The sequence below is a fragment of the Telluria sp. AZSoR62 genome, from assembly GCF_058111565.1.
The window spans coordinates 235,080-253,881 of record NZ_JBYTST010000009.1 but is presented as its reverse complement, the minus strand read 5'-3'; the positions used below and the strand labels follow the sequence as shown (position 1 = coordinate 253,881).

General features: G+C 65.6%; 15 protein-coding genes and 2 tRNA genes. 4 read left to right on the top strand and 13 right to left on the bottom strand.

The genetic code is table 11. The annotated features are described in order from the left end of the window. Window positions 1–161: 161 nt before the first annotated feature. From AC3XQU_RS15900 to AC3XQU_RS15860, 9 genes are all read right to left on the bottom strand, one after another. Window positions 162–251 (bottom strand) — tRNA-Ser (locus AC3XQU_RS15900). A gap of 194 nt (window positions 252–445) precedes the next feature. Further along, a tRNA-Ser gene (locus AC3XQU_RS15895) sits at window positions 446–535 on the bottom strand. Window positions 536–636: 101 nt separating this feature from the next. Further along, entirely contained in the window at window positions 637–1,929 is a 1,293-nt protein-coding gene (serS, locus tag AC3XQU_RS15890) for a serine--tRNA ligase (RefSeq protein WP_489875131.1), read from the bottom strand. A gap of 121 nt (window positions 1,930–2,050) precedes the next feature. Beyond that, entirely contained in the window at window positions 2,051–2,248 is a 198-nt protein-coding gene (locus AC3XQU_RS15885; protein WP_489875130.1) for a hypothetical protein, read from the bottom strand. Between the two features lie 239 nt (window positions 2,249–2,487). Then, the gene (locus tag AC3XQU_RS15880; protein ID WP_489875129.1) at window positions 2,488–3,156 is read right to left on the bottom strand and encodes a hypothetical protein; all 669 of its coding nucleotides are present in this window, start codon (window positions 3,154–3,156) and stop codon (window positions 2,488–2,490) included. 18 nt (window positions 3,157–3,174) lie between these two features. Continuing rightward, window positions 3,175–5,295, bottom strand: a complete 2,121-nt coding sequence (locus AC3XQU_RS15875) for a hypothetical protein (RefSeq protein WP_489875128.1) — start codon at window positions 5,293–5,295, stop codon at window positions 3,175–3,177. After that, complete coding sequence (locus AC3XQU_RS15870) at window positions 5,295–7,046, bottom strand: hypothetical protein (protein WP_489875127.1); 1,752 nt, start codon at window positions 7,044–7,046, stop codon at window positions 5,295–5,297. The genes AC3XQU_RS15875 and AC3XQU_RS15870 overlap by 1 nt, the downstream gene beginning before the upstream one ends. A 26-nt stretch (window positions 7,047–7,072) precedes the next feature. Continuing rightward, on the bottom strand, window positions 7,073–7,603 hold the full coding sequence (locus AC3XQU_RS15865) for a hypothetical protein (RefSeq protein WP_489875126.1): 531 nt from the start codon (window positions 7,601–7,603) through the stop codon (window positions 7,073–7,075). Between the two features lie 105 nt (window positions 7,604–7,708). Further along, window positions 7,709–8,227, bottom strand: a complete 519-nt coding sequence (locus tag AC3XQU_RS15860; RefSeq protein ID WP_489875125.1) for a hypothetical protein — start codon at window positions 8,225–8,227, stop codon at window positions 7,709–7,711. 115 nt (window positions 8,228–8,342) lie between these two features. Here AC3XQU_RS15860 and AC3XQU_RS15855 point away from each other — a divergent pair, with 115 nt between their 5' ends. After that, complete coding sequence (locus tag AC3XQU_RS15855; protein WP_489875124.1) at window positions 8,343–8,699, top strand: winged helix-turn-helix domain-containing protein; 357 nt, start codon at window positions 8,343–8,345, stop codon at window positions 8,697–8,699. On the opposite strand, the gene AC3XQU_RS15850 is transcribed toward AC3XQU_RS15855, so the two are convergent. The 3 genes from AC3XQU_RS15850 to AC3XQU_RS15840 form a co-directional block, all read right to left on the bottom strand. Beyond that, window positions 8,696–9,997, bottom strand: a complete 1,302-nt coding sequence (locus tag AC3XQU_RS15850) for a replication-associated recombination protein A (protein ID WP_489875123.1) — start codon at window positions 9,995–9,997, stop codon at window positions 8,696–8,698. The genes AC3XQU_RS15855 and AC3XQU_RS15850 overlap by 4 nt on opposite strands. Before the next feature lie 103 nt (window positions 9,998–10,100). Further along, entirely contained in the window at window positions 10,101–10,736 is a 636-nt protein-coding gene (lolA, locus tag AC3XQU_RS15845; protein ID WP_489875122.1) for an outer membrane lipoprotein chaperone LolA, read from the bottom strand. 121 nt (window positions 10,737–10,857) lie between these two features. Then, on the bottom strand, window positions 10,858–13,356 hold the full coding sequence (locus tag AC3XQU_RS15840; RefSeq protein ID WP_489875121.1) for a DNA translocase FtsK: 2,499 nt from the start codon (window positions 13,354–13,356) through the stop codon (window positions 10,858–10,860). 195 nt (window positions 13,357–13,551) lie between these two features. Between AC3XQU_RS15840 and trxB the strand changes: the two genes are divergently transcribed. From trxB to AC3XQU_RS15825, 3 genes are all read left to right on the top strand, one after another. Then, window positions 13,552–14,517 carry a thioredoxin-disulfide reductase gene (gene trxB / locus AC3XQU_RS15835; protein ID WP_489875120.1) on the top strand — a complete coding sequence of 322 codons (966 nt, stop codon included), beginning with the start codon at window positions 13,552–13,554 and terminating at the stop codon, window positions 14,515–14,517. Between the two features lie 14 nt (window positions 14,518–14,531). Beyond that, the gene (locus AC3XQU_RS15830) at window positions 14,532–15,200 is read left to right on the top strand and encodes a Smr/MutS family protein (RefSeq protein ID WP_489875119.1); all 669 of its coding nucleotides are present in this window, start codon (window positions 14,532–14,534) and stop codon (window positions 15,198–15,200) included. Window positions 15,201–15,314: 114 nt separating this feature from the next. Next, entirely contained in the window at window positions 15,315–17,498 is a 2,184-nt protein-coding gene (locus tag AC3XQU_RS15825) for an ATP-binding protein (protein ID WP_489875118.1), read from the top strand. A 170-nt stretch (window positions 17,499–17,668) separates the two neighbouring features. Here the strand turns inward: AC3XQU_RS15825 and AC3XQU_RS15820 are convergent, their stop codons facing one another. Further along, on the bottom strand, window positions 17,669–18,739 hold the full coding sequence (locus AC3XQU_RS15820) for a DUF1176 domain-containing protein (protein WP_489875117.1): 1,071 nt from the start codon (window positions 18,737–18,739) through the stop codon (window positions 17,669–17,671). Between the last annotated feature and the right edge of the window lie 63 nt (window positions 18,740–18,802).

Below are 18,802 nucleotides of genomic sequence, written 5' to 3'. Positions count from 1 at the left end.
ATGACTACTGGCGGAGAGGGTGGGATTCGCCCACATGCTGCGGGCCGCCCTCGCGCAAATATGCGCGAGGCTTCGAATCCCACGCGTAAGCCGCGCAGGCGGCTTACTCCTTCCGCATACGCAATAAAAAAGCTCCCAAGCGGGAGCTTTTTTAATGCTACTGGCGGAGAGGGTGGGATTCGAACCCACGGTACGATTTAACGTACGCCTGATTTCGAGTCAGGTACATTCGACCACTCTGCCACCTCTCCTGAAACGGTGTTGCGGTCGCTGTAAGCGAGGCCGAATTATAGCGGCTGTTCGTAGAAGTGAAAAGATGCCCCACCATAAATTTTTTCATCGCCAGCACCAAACGCCGCATGAAAGAATATTTCAGTAAACAGCGTCAAACGAAAGATTATTTCAGAAACGAAAAAAGCTCCCGAGGGAGCTTTCTTCTAACTACTGGCGGAGAGGGTGGGATTCGAACCCACGGTACGATTTAACGTACGCCTGATTTCGAGTCAGGTACATTCGACCACTCTGCCACCTCTCCTAAATCGGTGTTGCGGTCGCTGCAAGACACGCATTATAGCGAGCCTCTTGCAAAAACGGAAGAGCAAATTCAGCTGCCGCGCAAAACTTGCCCTATCCGCTTCAAGCGGGCGAGAGACGCTCCAACCCGCCCATATACGGCCGCAGCACCTCCGGAATCACCACGCTGCCGTCAGCCTGCTGGTAATTCTCCAGCACCGCCACCAGCGTGCGTCCCACCGCCAGGCCCGAGCCGTTGAGCGTATGCACCAGCTCCGGCTTGCCCGCCGCGTTGCGGAAGCGCGCCTGCATGCGGCGCGACTGGAAGGCTTCGCAATTCGACAGCGAGGAGATCTCGCGGTAGGTGTTTTGCGCCGGCAGCCACACTTCCAGGTCGTAGGTCTTGGCGGCAGAAAATCCCATGTCGCCGGTGCACAGCAACATGACGCGGTACGGCAGGCCCAGCGAAGTCAGGATGAATTCGGCCTGGCCGACCATCTCTTCGAGCGCCGCGTACGACTGTTCCGGGTGCACCACCTGGACCAGCTCGACCTTGTCGAACTGGTGCTGGCGGATCATGCCGCGGGTGTCGCGGCCGTAGCTGCCGGCTTCCGAGCGGAAGCACGGGGTGTGCGCGGTCATCTTCAAGGGCAGTTCGTCCAGCGCCACGATCTCGTCGCGCACCACGTTGGTCAGCGAGACTTCCGAGGTCGGGATCAGGTAGAAGGTCTCGCCTTCGCCTTCGACGCCGCCCTTCTTCACCGAGAACAGGTCGGCTTCGAACTTCGGCAGCTGGCCGGTGCCGCGCAGCGAATCGGCGTTGACCATGTAGGGGGTGTAGCACTCGGTATAGCCGTGCTGGCCGGTGTGGGTGTCGAGCATGTACTGGGCCAGCGCGCGGTGCAGGCGCGCCATGCCGCCCTTCATCATCGAAAAGCGCGAGCCGGTCAGCTTGGTCGCGGTCTCGAAGTCCAGGCCGAGCTGCTCGCCGATATCGACGTGGTCCTTGACTTCGAACTCGAAAGTGCGCGGGGTGCCGACCTTGCGCACTTCGACGTTGCCCGTTTCATCCTGGCCCTGCGGGGCGCTTTCGTGCGGCAGGTTCGGCACCGCTTCGATGAAGCGCGCCATCTTCGTTTGCACGTCGGCGAGCGCGGCTTCGTTGGCCTTGAGTTCGTCGCCCAGGCCGGCCACTTCCGCCATCACGCTGGTCGTGTCTTCGCCCTTGCCCTTCATCATGCCGATCTGCTTGGACAGCGAGTTGCGCTTGCCCTGCAGTTCTTCGGTGCGCGTCTGGATGGCCTTGCGTTCGGCTTCGAGGGCGCTGAAGGCAGCCACGTCGAGCTGGAACTTGCGGCTCGCCAGGCGCGCGGCGACGTTGTCGATGTCTTTGCGGAGAAGTTGGATGTCAATCATGTCGGGTTGGGCTTGCGTATGTCGAAAACACAATTGTACCAAGCCGACAGCCATTGTCAGCGAGTTTCGGCAACGGTTCCAGCGACCGTCTTGCCGGGCTACCCGCCAGCCCTTCCCTGCTTCAGTTCAGGCCGGCTTTTTGCGCGACGCTCAAGCGTGGCGCCTTGACCACGACCACGTGCATGGTGGTGTCCACCAGGATCGCGGTCGGCGCTTTCACGACCTCGACCGGGCGTGCGGCGGCGGTGGCGTAGCTCGCTGCCAGGCCCAGTGCGGCGGCGGCGAGGAAGACGGCTTCGAAGTTTTTACGGATGTTCATGGTACGGCTCCTTGGGGTTGATCGTTGCGATAAGTGCTTCGGTATGGTTGAACTTTATCGATCGTCCCCAGCTAGCGCCATCGACTTGCGACGAAGCGCGGAAAACATGGCCCAGAATGCACAAAGCGCGGACCGGCCGCGCGTAGCCGGCATGTTGGCCGACGTTCCTTCGTATTCGAGGCGTCGGCGGCGGCCAGGCGCCTGTCGAAGCGCGCCAGCCGCGGCCTGGTGCGGGGTGCTTAGAAGGCCAGGTCGACCGCTTTCGAGTCGGCCTTCGGGGTCGGCACGTCGATCTTCGCGCCCTGCGCCAGCTTGATCACGCCGGCCATGAAGCCGCCCGAATCGGTAACGACCTTGCCCAGCAGCGGCAGCGAATCCTTGACCGGGATGATCTGCGGCAGCGACAGCGGATTGGCGCTGGCCTTGGCGATCAGGGACTGGCCGGTCCTGGTCAGCGCGACCGCCTGCAGGGCGCCGATGCCGTAGTTGAGCAGTGCGTCGCCGACCTGCTTCTTGCTGGCGCTGTCGAGGGTGCTCATCTTGTTCTTCATCTCGCCCGAGTCGTACAGGCGCTTGGCTTCGGCCGATGCCGACTCGACCAGCCTGGCTTGGCGTGCGTCGCGCTCCTTGGTGTCGGTGAGCTTCGCGATGGCGTCCAGCTCGGCCTTGGTCAGGGCGCGCTGCTCGGCGTTGTCGAAGGCCAGCTTGATCGCGATGACCGAACGGCCGGTGAGCTGGCTCAGCGCCGCGCTTTGCGTGACAAACGTGCTCACATCCGCGCTGATGTCGCCACCGCCGCCGCCCTTGGCTGCGCTGAGCAGGCCGCCCAGGCCGCCGAACTGTGCGTGCGCCGCTCCGGCGCCCATGAGGCATGCCGCCATCATCACTGCTTGTGCAATCTTTTTCATTTTTCATCACTCCCTGTTTTAGTTATCGAGTTTCTTGAGCAGGTCGGGCTGCATCGCCAGCCCGTTGCCCAGCTCCTTGTATCCGTAGTACGCCGCCTTGCTTGCCGCCGGCATCCCACTGAATTCGGTCCGCAGCCCCGAGGTCACGGTCTTCGTGACTTCGCCGCCGCTCTTGAAGCGCGCCACCAGACCGAGCGTCACGGTGGCCTTGCAGGCCTCGCCCTCGCAGCTGGCCGCTTCTTCGCGGATCACATAGCCCGGCTGCACGCACACCGGAAGACGCGGCGCCTGCAGCTCGGTGTCGAACATGCCGGCCTTGAGCAACAGGTTCGCGTCGCTGTAGAAAGCCGGGTCGCCCAGGTGCCCCGCATGCTTGCGCGAGCGGTACAGTGCATGGCGCACCAGCGGCGCCGCATACGCGGCGTCGGCCACGCTGTTCTGGCCGACGTAGACGGGTTCCGCGCAATCCACTACCGCAGTCACGCCCGGCAGCTGCTGGTCGTACACCCGCAGGATGTCGCCGCGCTGCGGCCTGGGCAGGCCTGGATTGGTGGAGGAATAGGAAAGGCCAACCAGGGCGCCCTCGCCTACCGGCTCCAGGCGTCCGCCGGCCACGTCCAGGTCCAGCAGCGCCGGCTTGCCGTGCACCCTGGCCGAAAGCGGATGCAGCACGTCGAAGCTCGGGCGCTGGCCAGGGACGCCGCCCATGCCTTCGACCCAGATGCGCTCCGCGTCCACCTTCGCGATGCGCAGCTCGCGCGGCGCGAAACGCACATTGGCCAGGAAGTTCTGCGCCAGCTTGCCTGTCGCGTTCTTCAGCGAGATCTCGCGCGCCTGGGTCGCATCCAGGCCGCTGCCTTTCACACGCTCGATCGCATAGTCGTCGTCGCCCAGTTCCGAGAACACGACCTTGCCGAAGCGGTCCACCACCTGCGCGCTCACCAATGTATGGAAGCGCTCTTCGGTCTTGGTCCCGGCGGTGCCGCTCAGGGTCACGCTCGGCGTCGTCACCGGCGTGAAGCGCAGGAAGAAGTCCGGCGGATCGGTGCGGATGCCGGACGCTTCCGCCATGCTCGGCAGCCTGTTCCAGTCGACGCAGTTGGCCGAGCGCGTGATCAGCTGCCTGGTCTGGCGGAAGTGCACGTCCACGGGGCTGAGCTGGAACGAGGCCTTGAAGCCGATCGCGCGCCCGAAGATATCGGCCACCGCATTCGAGGCCGCGTCGTGCTCGCCCACCACCGGCAACAGGCGCGGCTTGCGGCTGTCGTCGCCCGTGCCCTCGAACGTGAATTGCAGGGTGTCGCCCCTGGATGCGCTGCCCATCGCCGTGCGCAGGACCGCGTAGCCGCTGTCGGCATACAGCACGTCGAAGATGCTGGCCTTGCCGTCCGCGGATTGCGCTTCGACCTGCTCGCCCTTGACGAAACCGGCTTCCACGCCGCGGTCGGCGACCAGGAACTTGCCGTCGCTGTCGGCCAGCTTCACTGCGGTGGCTTTCGGGTCGAACGCCGCGCGCGCATTGGCGACCAGGGTATCGACCTGGGCCTCGATATTCTTCAGCACCTCGGCGCGCATGGTCGCGTCCATCGCGCCGGACGCGTATTCGGCGCGGCTGAAGCGAAACGGCGTGTACACGGTTTCGCTCATCGTGTAGACCACCTTGGCCAGGCTTGGCCGAACGAACTGCAGGCTCAGGGTCACCGGCACCAGCACTTCGACGTTGTCGCCGCGCGCCACCTCGTACAGCGAGGCGCGGGTGATGCCCAGCAGGACCGCATAGGTGTCGGCCACGGCGAACGACGGCGCCGTCTTGCACTGCAAGCTGTTGTCGTTGATGAAGCGGTGGCCGCTCCCGACCTTGTTGTCGGCGACCTGTCTGGCATGGATGATCGAGGCCGGATAGGCGGCGCCCAACTGGCCGACGAAGCGCCTGATCAGTGCGGCTTGCGCCGCCTGCCCGGCCGGGTCGTCGAACAGGCGCTGCATGAGCTTCGGATCGAGCAGCGAGCGCGCCTGCCGGGCCTCCACGGACATGCCTTCGATTTCCTGCACCGGGAACAGGTAGAACGAGGCCGCGGCGGCCGGCAAGGCGGCCGCCAGGCTGGCGAGCAGGCCGGACGCCTGCAACAGGCGACGCATCAGATCTGCTCCGGGCACTTGCCGTCGAGGCAGAACAGCAGGCGGTTGCCGCGGCGTTCATAGCGTCCGCCGCGGAAGGCGCTGTTGTCCGCTTCGATGTACTCGTCCACCAGGTCGTTGACCTGGGTGCCGAAGTTGCCCTTGGCCGTCACCTTCCAGCTGCGCAGCTCGTCCGAGGCATTGTCGCCCTCGCCGAATTCGACCACGCCGGCCATCTCCTTGAGGCGCGCCTCGAAGTCGCGGCGCAGCTTGCCCGGGATGCGTTGGGCGCTGTAGACCGACACCACGTAAGGGCTGCCCTGGGCGCTGGCCTGCTGCAGGTCGCGCCGCGCCTTGGTGCCGATGGTTTCGGCCAGCGAGCGCGCCAGGGCGTCGGCCAGGTTGGCGCGGCAGTTCTGGTCGCTCGAGCCGGAGGCGCGCTTGCCGATGGTGCCCTTGGCAAAGCTGTCGCCGGTGTCGACGTCGGCCGAACTCAGGGCCAGCTGGCCCGAACACAGCACCTCGCCGCTGGGCGAACTGCCTTCGGACTGCATCACGGCCTGGCCGTAGACCAGGTACTTGGCCTTGTAGGTACCGCTCGCCGCCTTCTTCAGGTAGCTGTCGAATTTCTGCAGGCGGGTGATGTCCGACACCGTCAGGCGGCGGCCGTTCTCGACACGGAAGTCGCGCTCGTCGGTCACCGCCAGGTCGAATTCGCCCACCACCTGCTGCAGCTTCTGGTTGATCAGGGCCGACTCGCTGTCGGCCGGCTTGGCGTTGTCGATGCCGGCGAAGACCTGCTTGACCTTCAGGTTGACCACGTCGGTCTGGCGCTGGACGTCGTTGTTCTTCTCGGCGTAGCTGGCCGCGCTGCTGGACCTGGCGGCGCTGGCGCTCGAGTGGCTGGCGCTGACGGCGGCCTGCGAGGACGCGCTGCCGGCGGCGGCCGACTTCTGGGCTGCGGCGAACTGGGTGTCGCGCGCGCCGGACGCCTGGCTATCGCGCGAGCCGCTGGCCTGCACATTGCGGGCGCCTGCGGCCGAGCCGCCGTAGCCGTCCTGCAGCGCCACGGCGCCGCGGTCAGAGCCGCTGAACGAGGCTTTGTCCGAACCCGAGAACGATGCGCGGTCGCGCCCCGCGGCGGACGAAGCCGAGCTGTTTGCATAGGCGGACTTGTCGCTCGACGCGGCGGCGAAGCTGCCCTTGGCCGCGCTGGCCGAGCTGCTCGACGCGCTGCGCGACGCCGACACGGAGGAGCTACGGTCCGACATCGAGCTCTTGTCGTGCGAGTAGTCGATCTCGGTCACCAAAGGCTGCGACGGGTCGAGTTTGGTACCGACGCCATAGTATTCGTCGATCAGGAACAGCACCTTGGCGCTGCTGACGGCCATTTTCGAGCCCAGCTCCAGCGAGCGGGTCATGTCGAGGAAGACGCTCGAATCGACCTGCAGGCTCGCGCGTGCGGTCAGGATGTCGCCTTCGGCCTGGAAGCTGGTGCGCAGGTTGTCGGCCAGCTGGGTGCGCAGTTCGGCCAGCGCATTCTTCACCTTCGGGTCGTTCGGGTTGGCGCTGAGTTTCAGGCGCAGCACGCTGGCGACGGCGGCCAGTTCCGCCTGTTCGCGGGCGATGCGGCGTGCGTTGACGAGGTCGCCGCTGGCCTTGATGCTGAGTTCCTTGACGCCGTTGGCCGAGAAGGTTTCGGCTGCGGCGATGCCGGGCGTGCCAATGGCGCCGAGCGCGAGCAGCGCCGACAGCAGGAGGGTCTTTTTCATGTTGTGCAGTGTGGAGTGGAGCGGATTTATTCGGGAAGCTGGACCGACACGTCGCCGGCACTGGCCTTGACGCCGCCGGCGCCGATGGTGGCTTGCGCATCGGACGGCGGGGCTGCAACGGCGGCAGGCAACACGGCTGCGGCCGGGGCGCCCTCGCCTGCGGCCAGCGTCACGAAGCGGATATCGGTGCGTACCGGTTCGAGCAGCGGCTCGGACATCAGGTCGATGCCGCTGACCGTGCCGCCCTGCACCGCCAGGCCCGCGTAGCGGATGGCCTCGTCGAGCTTGCCGGCCTGGGCGCTGGCCTTGGCCGTCTCCCAGGCCACGACGCCGGCCGTATCCTGCTTGTCCTTCAGGAAGCTGGCGCCTTCAAGGCTGGCTTCGGCAAACTTCCCCTGCGCGACCTGCTGGCGCAGTTTGGTGGCGACTTCAGCGGCGCCGGCCGGCTTGATGGCCGAGGCCAGGCTTTCGCGCACATCTTCGCAGCCCGACAACAAAGGCAGGGCGGCGCACAGCGCCAATACACTGCTCGCAAGCAGCATCGGTCTCTTCAGCATGAAACATCCCTATTGTTATAGAATTTAGAACGTTGCAAAAACGAGAGCAGATGCTACCGAGCTTTGATTTTTCTGTAAAGAAATATTACTTACCTACCACTATAATTATTGCTGGCGCATGGAAAGCAGCAGTTTTGCGGTATAAAGCACGATGAGCGTGCCGATCAGGTCGCCGCTGGCCATGACGAAGAAGCCGCGCACCAGGCCCTCTTGCTGGCCTTGCAAGGCGAACCAGATGTGGTGCATCAGAGGACTGGCGATCGAGAAGGCCAGCGCGCAGCCGAGCAGGCGCCAGGGACCGAGTCCGGCCAGCGACGGCCCGACCCGGCCGGCCACCAGCAGGCGGTAGGTCAGATAGGGCGCCAGCGCGGCCAGGATCCCGCCGGCAAACGAGCGGATCGGGTCGTTCGGGAAGAAATAGAAAATGCAGATCAGCCAGGAGGCGATCAGGATGCCGATCGCCCCGGCTTCGGCGAACAGCAGGATGCACAGCAGGCGCACGCCCGCCGGCAAGTAGATCCAGCTGATACCATGGGCGAATTCGAATCGTGCGAACAGCAATTCGTTCAGGCCGATCGTGCCGAGGAAGAGGAGCGCCGTGCCGGCGATCATGGCAAGTTTCAAGTGTATGCCGGACATGGGGCGCAGGGTAAAATAAGCTAGGCTAATATATCAAAGCATTATATCAGTTACTCTTATTAATTGAGCAATAAGCTATGACTACCAAACCATCGCCGCCATGAGCAAGCCGCCCCGTCCAGCCGACATCTACCTGCGCTTCCTGAACCTGATGGATGCGCTGCGCGCCCTGCCCGCCCTGCCGCCGCTCGACCCGCTCGAGGAACGCATCCTCGCCGTGGTCGGCCGCGCGCGCCAGCTCGAGGAACGCCTGAGCGTACGCGACCTGATGGGCCAGGATGGACTGGGGGCGCCGGCGACGATCCATGCGCGCATCACCTCGATGCGCAAGAAGGGCTGGCTGGTGCTGGGCGACACCGAGGACAGCCGCCGCAAGCAGGTCGACCTGACCCCGGCGGCGCTGGCATATTTCGATGAGCTCTCCGGCCTGATGATCAAGGCCGCAAAGGGCAGCTAGCTTCCGGCCTCGTCGTCGAGGCTGCGCAAGAACGCCAGCTTCTCCGCGATCTTCGCTTCCACCCCGCGCGGCACCGGCTGGTACCAGCCCGGTTCGCGCATCCCGTCCGGCAGATAGGTTTCGCCTGCCGCATACGCATGCGGCTCGTCGTGGGCATAACGGTATTCGTGGCCGTAGCCGAGCTCTTTCATCAGCTTGGTCGGCGCATTGCGCAGGTGGACCGGCACTTCGCGCGATTTATCCTTCTTCACAAACGCCATGGCCGCATTGAAGGCGTTGTAGCCGGCATTGCTCTTGGCCGCGATGGCGAGATACACCACGGCCTGCCCCAGCGCCAGCTCGCCCTCGGGGGAACCCAGGCGCTCGTAGGTGGTGGCCGCATCGTTCGCCACCTGCAGCGCGCGCGGGTCGGCCAGGCCGATGTCTTCCCAGGCCATGCGCACGATGCGGCGCGACAGGTACTTGGCGTCCGCCCCGCCATCCAACATGCGGCACAGCCAATACAGCGCTGCATCCGGATGCGAGCCGCGCACCGACTTGTGCAGGGCCGAGATCTGGTCGTAGAAATTGTCGCCGCCCTTGTCGAAGCGGCGCGCGTTCAGCGTCAGCGCGTTTTCGACGAAGTCGGCGGTGATGGTGGTGATGCCGCTCGTCTCGGCCGAGGTCTTGGTCTGCTCCAGCAGATTCAGGAAGCGGCGCGCGTCGCCGTCGGCGTACCCCACCAGGGTGTCGATCGCCACTTCGTCGAACGTCAGGTGCTGCAGTACCTTCTCTTGAGCGCGTTTCAGCAGCAGGCGCATCTCCTCGTCGCTCAAGGCCTTGAGCACATAGACCTGTGAGCGCGACAGCAGCGCCGAGTTGACCTCGAAGGACGGGTTCTCGGTGGTCGCGCCGATCAGCGTGACCAGGCCCGACTCGACGAAGGGCAGCAAGGCGTCCTGCTGCGACTTGTTGAAGCGGTGGATCTCGTCGATGAACAGGATCGTGTGCTTGCCCTGCTGCAGGTAGTGCTCGGCCTGCTCGACCGAGGCGCGGATGTCCTTCACGCCCGAGAGCACGGCCGACAGCGCGATGAATTCGCACTCGAAGGCATAGGCGGTCAGGCGCGCCAGCGTGGTCTTGCCCACGCCCGGCGGGCCCCACAGGATCATCGAATGCGGCTTGCCCGACTTGAACACCAGGTTCAGCGGCTTGCCGGGCCCGAGCAAATGGCTCTGGCCGATGACTTCGTCGATGGTGCGCGGGCGCAGGGCTTCGGCCAGCGGCGGCGAAGGCTCGGTCTTGAACAGGTCATCCATGACGCGCTCCGGCGCTCAGGTGGGCAATGGGGTGGGTGTGCATGCGCCTAGTGTAAACGATCGATCCCGGCAGAGCCGGGACCGGAGCGCGGTAGAGCGGGGCTTACTGCTTGACGACGTCGGCGCCCTTCGGCGTCTCGAACTTGAACTGCTGCGCGCCCAGCGCCGGGTTGCGCTGGAAGTTCGTGAACTTCAGCACCGACACCTGCCCGAACTGGTCCTTCAGCTCCATCGCCACCGGCACCCCACCCTTAAGGCCAATGGCGATCTGTTCAAACGTCGTGTCCTTCGTCTTCGGCGCGGCATTGAGCCATTCGGCGCCGTCACGCTCTCCGGCTTCGGTCAGGGTGAAGTTCTTTTCCAGGTCGTTACTGCCGAACAGGATCGCGGCCGGGGACGAACCCAGGGCATTGCCCAGTTTGCGCACGGTGACCTGGTTCAGGTCCTTGTCGTAGATGTAGAGCTGGTCGCCGTCGGCCTGCAGCAGCTGGTCGTAGGGCTTCTGGTAGGTCCAGATGAATTTGCCGGGCCGGGCGAACACAAAAGTACCGCTCGAGACCGGGGCAGCCTTGCCGGATTTCGATTTCGTCAGCTGCTGCTGGGTGAATTCGCCCTTGGCGGATTTGGTGCTCGAGACAAAGGATTTGAACTGGTCGAGGGCGCTGGCCTGGGCGGCGCCGCTCAATGCCAAGGTGGAGGCTGCGACGAGTAAAGCGAATTTATGAGTCGTGAATTTCATCTGGATTCCTCTTGTTGTGGTTCGCCTGCGCACGCTGAACGCGTGGGCAACGAACTTGCCCACCCTACGGGGCGCGGCTGTTCGACAGCCAATGCCCCGGTTCAGCAAAACGCTGGCGAAATTATTCGGCGGCGGTCGCCGGCACGAGGATGTCGCGGTTGCCGTTGCTCTGCATCGGCGACACCATCCCGGCCTGCTCCATCTGCTCGATGAGGCGGGCCGCGCGGTTGTAGCCGATGCGCAGGTGGCGCTGGACCAGCGAGATCGAGGCCTTGCGGTTCTTGAGCACCACGGCCACGGCCTGGTCGTAGAGCGCGTCGGACTCGCCGCCGCCCTCGCCCGCAGGTACGCCCTCGGCATTGCCCTCTTCCAGCGTTCCGCCTTCGAGAATGCCTTCAATATAATTCGGGGCGCCCAGCGACTGAAGATGTTTTACAACTCGATGCACTTCGTCGTCCGACACGAACGCGCCATGCACGCGGATCGGCAGGCCGGTTCCCGGCGGCATGTAGAGCATGTCGCCCATGCCCAGCAGGGCTTCGGCGCCCATCTGGTCGAGAATCGTGCGCGAGTCGATCTTGCTCGACACCTGGAAGGCGATGCGGGTCGGGATGTTGGCCTTGATCAGGCCCGTGATCACGTCCACCGACGGACGCTGGGTCGCCAGGATCAGGTGGATGCCGGCCGCGCGCGCCTTCTGGGCGATACGGGCGATCAGCTCTTCCACTTTTTTACCCACGACCATCATCAGGTCGGCCAATTCGTCGATGATGATGACGATGGTCGGCAGCTTCTCGAGCGGCTCCGGGTTGTCCGGCATGATCGAGAACGGGTTCGGGATGTGCTCCTCGCGCTTGGCCGCTTCCGCGATCTTGGTGTTGTAGCCGGCCAGGTTACGCACGCCCAGCTTGGACATGAGCTTGTAGCGGCGCTCCATCTCGTTGACGGCCCAGTTCAGGGCGTGGCCGGCCTGGCGCATGTCGGTCACCACCGGCGCGAGCAGGTGCGGGATGCCCTCGTAGACCGACATCTCCAGCATCTTCGGATCGATCAGGATCAGGCGCACATCCGCCGGGTCGGATTTGTACAGCAGCGACAGGATGGTGGCGTTGATGCCCACCGATTTACCCGAGCCGGTGGTACCGGCCACCAAGAGGTGCGGCATCTTGGCGAGATCCGCGCAGACCGGCTTGCCGGCGATGTCCTTGCCCAGGGCGACGGTCAGGCTGGAGGCGCTGTCGCCATAGACTTTCGAGCCGACGATTTCCGACAGGCGCACGATCTGGCGCTTCGGGTTCGGCAGTTCGAGGGCCATGTAGTTCTTGCCCGGGATGGTCTCGACCACGCGAATCGAGGTCAGCGAGAGCGAGCGCGCCAGGTCGCGCGCCAGGTTGACGATCTGGCTACCCTTCACGCCGGTGGCGGGCTCGATCTCGTAGCGGGTGACCACCGGCCCCGGATAGGCGGCAACGACCTTGGCTTCGACGCCGAAGTCGGACAGCTTCTTCTCGATCAGGCGGCTGGTGAATTCCAGGGTCTCGACCGACACGGTTTCCTGCGCGGGCGGAGCTTCGTCCAGCAGCGCCAGCGGCGGCAGCGGCGAATCGGCATCGAGCTCGCGGAACAGCGGCGTCTGCATTTCCTTCTGGGCGCGCTCGGACTTGGGCACGTTCACCATCTGCGGCTCGATCTTGATGGTCGAAGGGCTCGGGGCCGACAGCGCGGCGGCCGACGGCATCGACGGCGGCAGGATCACCGGCTCGGCGCGCGAGGGAGGCGGCGGCACGGCGCGCGGCGCGTCATCAATCTCGTCGCGCATCTCCAGCTGCGGCTCGGCCTTCACGATCGGGGTCGGGGCCGGATGCTTTTCGGTGTATTTCTGGCGCTCGTGCACCACCACTTCGTCGCGCTTGACGGCGGCGGCTTCGCCCTGCTTGCGGTCTTCGTGGTCTTCGATGCGCAGGCGGAACCAGTCGACGCTGGACTCGACCCAGGCGCCGATGCGCTCGGCCACGGCCAGCCAGGACACCTGGAAGAACAGCGAAAAGCCCAGGCCGAACAGCAGCAGGAGCAGCAGCGTGGCGCCGGTAAAGCCGAAGGCGGTATGGCTGGCGTGGCCGATCAGCTGGCCCAGCACCCCGCCGGCGGCGCGCGGCAATTCGACGTTCCAGGACCACATGCGCAGGTATTCCAGGCCCAGGCTGCCGGCGAACATGATGGCAAAACCGGCCCAGCGTACGTACATTTCGCCGGCATGCGGCGCTTCCTCCGGCGGGGCCAGGCGGTCGGTCAGGCGGCGCCAGCCCTGCCAGACGCCGCGCAGGAAGATCACGCCCCACCACCATGCCGAGAAACCGAAGATGAACAGCAACAGGTCGGACAGCCAGGCGCCGGCGCGGCCGCCCAGGTTGGCGATCTTCGGCACCGCGTTGGCGTGCGACCAGCCCGGGTCGCCCTTGTTGTAACTGACGAGGATCAGCACGAAATACAGGAAGGCGACGGCCATGGCGATCCAGCGCGCTTCTGACAGAAGGCGCGACAGCCGGCCCGGCAGGGGCTGGCGGGCGGTGGCCGGGGTGCGGGTGTATCCTGCGGTGCTGGCTTGGCTATTCTTGCTCATGCGAGGTCGTGCTGAAGTGTTCTGCTGAAGTGTCCGCTATCGGCGATCCGAGCATTCTAAGCCATATAGGCCCGGGCCGACCACGATTCATGCTTGACTGCATCATCGCTTATAATCCCGGGCTGTGCCAAGCCTTGATTCCTGCGGCAGTCGCCCCCAGTTTCCGTCTGTTCATATCTTAAGAAGCCTTCCTCGATGACTACTACCAAACACGCCAAAGTCCTGATTCTCGGTTCCGGTCCTGCCGGCTACAGCGCAGCCGTCTATGCAGCGCGCGCCAACCTGAACCCGATGCTGGTGACCGGCGTCGAGCAGGGCGGCCAGCTGATGACCACGACAGACGTCGAGAACTGGCCGGGCGACCCGCTGGGTGTGCAGGGTCCGGAGCTGATGCAGCGCCTGCTGCAGCACGCCGAGCGCTTCAATACCGAGATCGTGTTCGACCACATCCACACGACCTACTTGAACGAGAAGCCGATCCGCCTGGTGGGCGATTCGTTCGAGTTCACCTGCGACGCCCTGATCATCGCCACCGGCGCCTCGGCCCAGTACCTCGGCCTGCCGTCGGAGCAGGCCTTCATGGGCAAGGGCGTGTCGGCCTGCGCCACCTGCGACGGTTTCTTCTACCGCAACCAGGAAGTCGCGGTCATCGGCGGCGGCAACACCGCGGTCGAGGAAGCCCTCTACCTGTCGGGCATTGCCAACAAGGTCACGCTGATCCATCGCCGCGACAAGTTCCGCGCCGAGCCGATCCTGGTCGACCGCCTGCTGCACAAGGTTTCGGAAGGCAAGATCGTGTTGGAATATAACCACACGCTGGAAGAAGTCCTGGGCGACCAGAGCGGCGTGACCGGTCTGCGCATCAAGTCCACCCAAACCGGCGTGGCCAAGGACCTGAGCGTGCACGGCCTGTTCGTGGCGATCGGCCACAAGCCGAACACCGGTATCTTCGAAGGCCAGCTCGAGATGCACAACGGCTATATCAAGACCCGTTCGGGCCTGGAAGGCATGGCCACCGCCACCAGCGCACCGGGCGTGTTCGCCGCCGGCGACGTGCAGGACCACGTCTACCGCCAGGCGATCACCAGTTCGGGCACCGGCTGCATGGCCGCGCTCGACGCCCAGCGCTACCTGGAGGCGCTGGAAGACGATCCCAAATAAAGGAACGGCTTACGATGGCGGGCATGAAAGACTTTTCCGAACTAAAAGGCTTGCGCGACAAGCTCAAGGAAGACGAGCGCGTGCGCGCCATCGAACAGGCAGCACGCGAGAAGCGTGAACGCATCGCGCGCGAACGCGCCGTGGAATTCCGCGGCGCGATGGAGGGCGTGCACAAGATCCCCGAATCGGACCGCTACGTCTACCGCCCGGTCTACGTGGCCTCCGAGCGCGCCTTCCAGGACCGCCGCCCCCTGACCGAGGAAGAAGAAACCGAAGCCGTGCTGCGCGAGTCGCTCTCGGACGGTTTCGACGTCGACGGCCTGCTCGACGAAGACCCGTCGCTGAGCTACGCCCAGGACGGCGTCGGCCCGGACGTGGTGCGTAAACTCCGCAAGCGCCACTGGCCGGTACAGGACGAACTGGACCTGCACGGCATGAACCGCGACCAGGCGCGCGACGCCGTGGTCGACTTCCTCTACCATGCCAACCGGCGCGGGGTGCGCTGCGTGCGCATCGTGCACGGCATCGGCTACGGTTCCCCCCGGGGCGAACCGGTGCTGCGCGGGATCGTGCACAGCTGGCTGGTGCAGATGGGCGAAGTCGTCGCCTTCTGCGTGGCCGGCAAGAAGGACGGCGGGCACGGCGCACTGATCGTCCTGCTGCGCCCCGCACTGGAGGGCTGATCGCGTCCAAGATTTGTACAGACACAACAGTGGCGTGTGTCTGGAAATAATCGTTCCATGTAAAATACGGCAGACGGCGATTTGCCGAATTTGACGATAAGGAAAGGCAGGCAATTGAACGGAACTTCCGTGATCCCCATGGAGCACGGCCGCGAGGTCGACCTCCTTTCCTGCGCCGACGAGCCCATCCACATCCCCGGCTCGATCCAGCCCCACGGCGCCCTGCTCTTCTTCACTCCCGACGGCATCCTTGAAGGCTGGAGCGCGAATGCGCCCGCACTGCTGGGCATCGAACCCCAGCTCGGGGCGCCGTTCACGACGCTGGCCCTGCCGGCCGACGCCCTCGACCTGGTGGGCGAATTCACGGGTCACCAAGATGACGATGTCGCCCCCTCGGTGGTCCCGGTGTCGGTCAAGGGCGCCGACTACGACTGCATCGTGCACGCGGCCTACGGCCGCGTCATCGCCGAATTCGAACGGCGCGACGTGGCCGCGCACGATGTGGCGCTGTTCGCCGTCAAGGCGCACGGCTCGATCGACCGCCTGCGCCGCCAGAAGACCATCGACGGCCTGCTGGCCAGCGCAGTGCAGCAGGTGCGCGAATTCACCGGCTTCGACCGCGTCATGGCCTACCGCTTCCGCGCCGACGACAGCGGCGACGTGGTCGCCGAAAGCCGGCGCGAGGACCTGGTCCCTTACCTGGGCCAGCGCTATCCTGCCTCGGACATTCCGGCACAGGCGCGCCGCCTGTACACGCTCAATACCCTGCGCGTCATTGCCGACATCGGCTACAACGCGGTGCCGCTGCTGGGCGAACCCGGCGCCGCACCGCTGGACATGAGCCATGCGGTGCTGCGCAGCGTTTCGCCGGTGCACATCGAATACCTGAAGAACATGGGCGTTTCCGCATCGATGAGCGTGTCGATCGTGATCAACGGCCGCCTGTGGGGCCTGATCGCCTGCCACCACATGTCGAGCAAGCTCGTACCCTACGCGATCCGCATGTCGGCCGACGTGCTGGCCCAGGTGATGGCCTCGACCATCCACAGCATCGAAGCGCGCCAGCAGTCCGAACTGGTGGAACGTTCGTCGTCGACCCGCACCGCCCTGATCGAAGACCTGCTGCTCGACGAGGAGCCGCTCGACGTGGTGAAACGCCATGCGCAGGCGCTGATGGACTCCTCCGCCTCCCAGGGCCTGGTGGCGAGCCACTACGGCAAGCTGCTGGCGCGCGGCGGCCTTCCTGCGGGCCTGCCCGAAGCGGTGGTCGCCTCGCTGCCGGACAGTGGGCACGACCTGGTAATGCGCGAATCGCTCCACGACTGGCCGTCAAGCATGCATGCGCAGCTGGGCAAATGGGTCGGCATGCTGGCCCTGCCCTACGACCCGGCGGCCGGCGGCTGGCTGATCCTGCTGCGGATCGAGCAGATCGAGCAGGTGGCCTGGGCCGGCCAGCCGGAAAAGAGCACCGCCACCGGCCCGCTGGGCGCGCGCCTGACGCCGCGCGGCTCCTTCGACGCTTGGCATGAAACCGTGCGCGGGATGGCAATCGGCTGGGAGCAGACCGTGCTGGCCAACGCCCGGCTGACCCTGGCCGAACTGGTGCGCGTGATGAATGCGCGCCGGGCGCAAACCGAGGCCACGCGCGCCCAGTTGCTGGCCATGCTGGGCCACGACCTGCGCGACCCGCTCCATTCGATCAACATGGCCGGCATGGTGCTCCAGCAGGGCAACAGCCAGCCGACGCTGGGACGGCGCATCCAGTCCTCGACCAACCGCATGCAGAAGATGATCGGGCAGGTGCTGGACATGAGCCGCATCGACGGCGGCATCGGCCTGGGCGTCGCGCCCGAACCGGTGGACCTGAGCGCGCTGGTCGAAGACCTGATCGACGAGGCGCGCCTGGCCTATCCCGACATCGCCTTCGAGCTGGAATGCGCGGCGCCGGCCACCGTCGACGCCGACAGCGGACGCATCGCCCAGGTGCTGTCGAATTTGCTGAGCAATGCGCGCCACCACGGCGAGCTGGGCGAGAAGGTAGGCGTGTGCGTGTCGATCAGCGGCAAGGATGCCGTGGTCGAGGTCAGCAACGCCGGCGCGCCGATTGCGCCGGACGTCGCGGCAACCCTGTTCAATCCCTTCAAGCGCGCCTCGCTGAACAATCCGCGCAACCGCACCGGGATGGGCCTGGGGCTCTACATCGCGCAGCAGATCGTGCGCGAGCACCAGGGCGAGCTGACGTACCGGCACGAGGATGGGCGGGTGGTGTTTGCGTTGCGCCTTCCCTTGCGCGCTTGAGACGCCAGGGTCGATTCGTCCAACACCGTAGCGCGGGCAGGCCCCTGTCCACGCGGTAATAGTCAGATCTGGAAGAGCCGCGCGGGCAGCAGCCGTGATGGGAACGCGTGGGCAGAATCTGCCCACCCTACGGGTTTCGACGATTCGGAAGTGTGCAGTTCTCGCGCCGGCTATTCCCCCGCCTTGCGCACCACCGCCACCAGCACCGGCAAATGCCAGGCCCCGCCCGGCGCCACCAGCCGGCACTTGCCGCTGGTGCTGGACGCCGTGTGCACGAAGCGCTTCCCGTCCCACACCCATTCGTCCGACGAGCGGCAGTCCCCCAGGCCCCGTCCCTTGTGCGAGGCGCTGATGACGCCCTCGTCGTAATCGGTGCCCAGGGTCGTGACCAGCAGCGGCGCATACGGCGGCGCGGCGTTGACCACCCAGTAACCATTGCCGGTGTTATAGGCGCCCATCCAGCAGCGTGCCGACACCAGCAGCTTGTCGTGCGACAGGCGCACCGCCGTCAGCGCGTTGCCGCCCTTGGCCACGTCGGCCAGGTCTTCGCATTCGGCGCCGCCCGGGGCGGACTGCAATTCGCCCAGCAGCAGGCGCACCTGCTCGCGCGCCAGCTTGCGCGGCGTGGCCGGCGGCACCGGGGCGGCATCGACGACCGGCGCGGCCACGGGTGGCGGCACCAGCGTTTCCGGCCTCGTCCCCTTGCGCACCAGCGCGCCCGGGGTGCCCAGCCGCCCCTGGAATTCGTCCATCTTCAGCAGCACCGCGGCCGCGCCCTTGCCGGAGACGGCCCAGTGCATGCCCCCGCCCTCCCAATCGAGCGTGGCCTTGCCGGCCAGCGCCGCCACCAGGGCCTCGGTCTGCTTGCGGCTCAGGTCCGCGATCATGGTGTCGCGGTCGACCGCCACCGTGCCGATCACGCGCCCGTTGATGCGCATGGTGAGCAGATTCGATTTCGACAGCCGCGCCGCGGTTTCGTCTTCGCCATAGGTGCCGACCTGGAAGCGCGCCGTCACCGGGGCGCCCGGACCCGCCCTGCGCACCAGCAGCACCGAGGCCGCCGCCGGTTCGCCCTCTTCCACGTGGTAGCCGGCGGCATGGCAGGTGCGGGTGTTATCGCAGGCCAGTTCCCAGTCGAGGTGCTCGTACCGCACCTGGAGCGGGGCCGCGCCGCAGGCGGGGGCGGCAAGCATGGCGGCGAGGGCGGCGGCGGGAAGGATGCAAGGACGGGTCTTGGCCATGGTGGCTCCAGCGGCAATGACGGCACTGTACGCGGACGAATGCCCTTACGTTAATGCAGAGCC

What these genes read in the sequence shown, in the direction of transcription:
- trxB (WP_489875120.1), top strand. Translation starts at nt 13,552, where the DNA reads ATGACTACTACCAAACACGCCAAAGTCCTGATTCTCGGTTCCGGTCCT.
- AC3XQU_RS15870 (WP_489875127.1), bottom strand. Translation starts at nt 7,046, where the DNA reads ATGAAAAAGACCCTCCTGCTGTCGGCGCTGCTCGCGCTCGGCGCCATT.
- AC3XQU_RS15850 (WP_489875123.1), bottom strand. Translation starts at nt 9,997, where the DNA reads ATGGATGACCTGTTCAAGACCGAGCCTTCGCCGCCGCTGGCCGAAGCC.
- AC3XQU_RS15820 (WP_489875117.1), bottom strand. Translation starts at nt 18,739, where the DNA reads ATGGCCAAGACCCGTCCTTGCATCCTTCCCGCCGCCGCCCTCGCCGCC.
- serS (WP_489875131.1), bottom strand. Translation starts at nt 1,929, where the DNA reads ATGATTGACATCCAACTTCTCCGCAAAGACATCGACAACGTCGCCGCG.
- AC3XQU_RS15830 (WP_489875119.1), top strand. Translation starts at nt 14,532, where the DNA reads ATGGCGGGCATGAAAGACTTTTCCGAACTAAAAGGCTTGCGCGACAAG.
- AC3XQU_RS15855 (WP_489875124.1), top strand. Translation starts at nt 8,343, where the DNA reads ATGAGCAAGCCGCCCCGTCCAGCCGACATCTACCTGCGCTTCCTGAAC.
- AC3XQU_RS15880 (WP_489875129.1), bottom strand. Translation starts at nt 3,156, where the DNA reads ATGAAAAAGATTGCACAAGCAGTGATGATGGCGGCATGCCTCATGGGC.
- AC3XQU_RS15840 (WP_489875121.1), bottom strand. Translation starts at nt 13,356, where the DNA reads ATGAGCAAGAATAGCCAAGCCAGCACCGCAGGATACACCCGCACCCCG.
- lolA (WP_489875122.1), bottom strand. Translation starts at nt 10,736, where the DNA reads ATGAAATTCACGACTCATAAATTCGCTTTACTCGTCGCAGCCTCCACC.
- AC3XQU_RS15875 (WP_489875128.1), bottom strand. Translation starts at nt 5,295, where the DNA reads ATGCGTCGCCTGTTGCAGGCGTCCGGCCTGCTCGCCAGCCTGGCGGCC.
- AC3XQU_RS15865 (WP_489875126.1), bottom strand. Translation starts at nt 7,603, where the DNA reads ATGCTGAAGAGACCGATGCTGCTTGCGAGCAGTGTATTGGCGCTGTGC.
- AC3XQU_RS15885 (WP_489875130.1), bottom strand. Translation starts at nt 2,248, where the DNA reads ATGAACATCCGTAAAAACTTCGAAGCCGTCTTCCTCGCCGCCGCCGCA.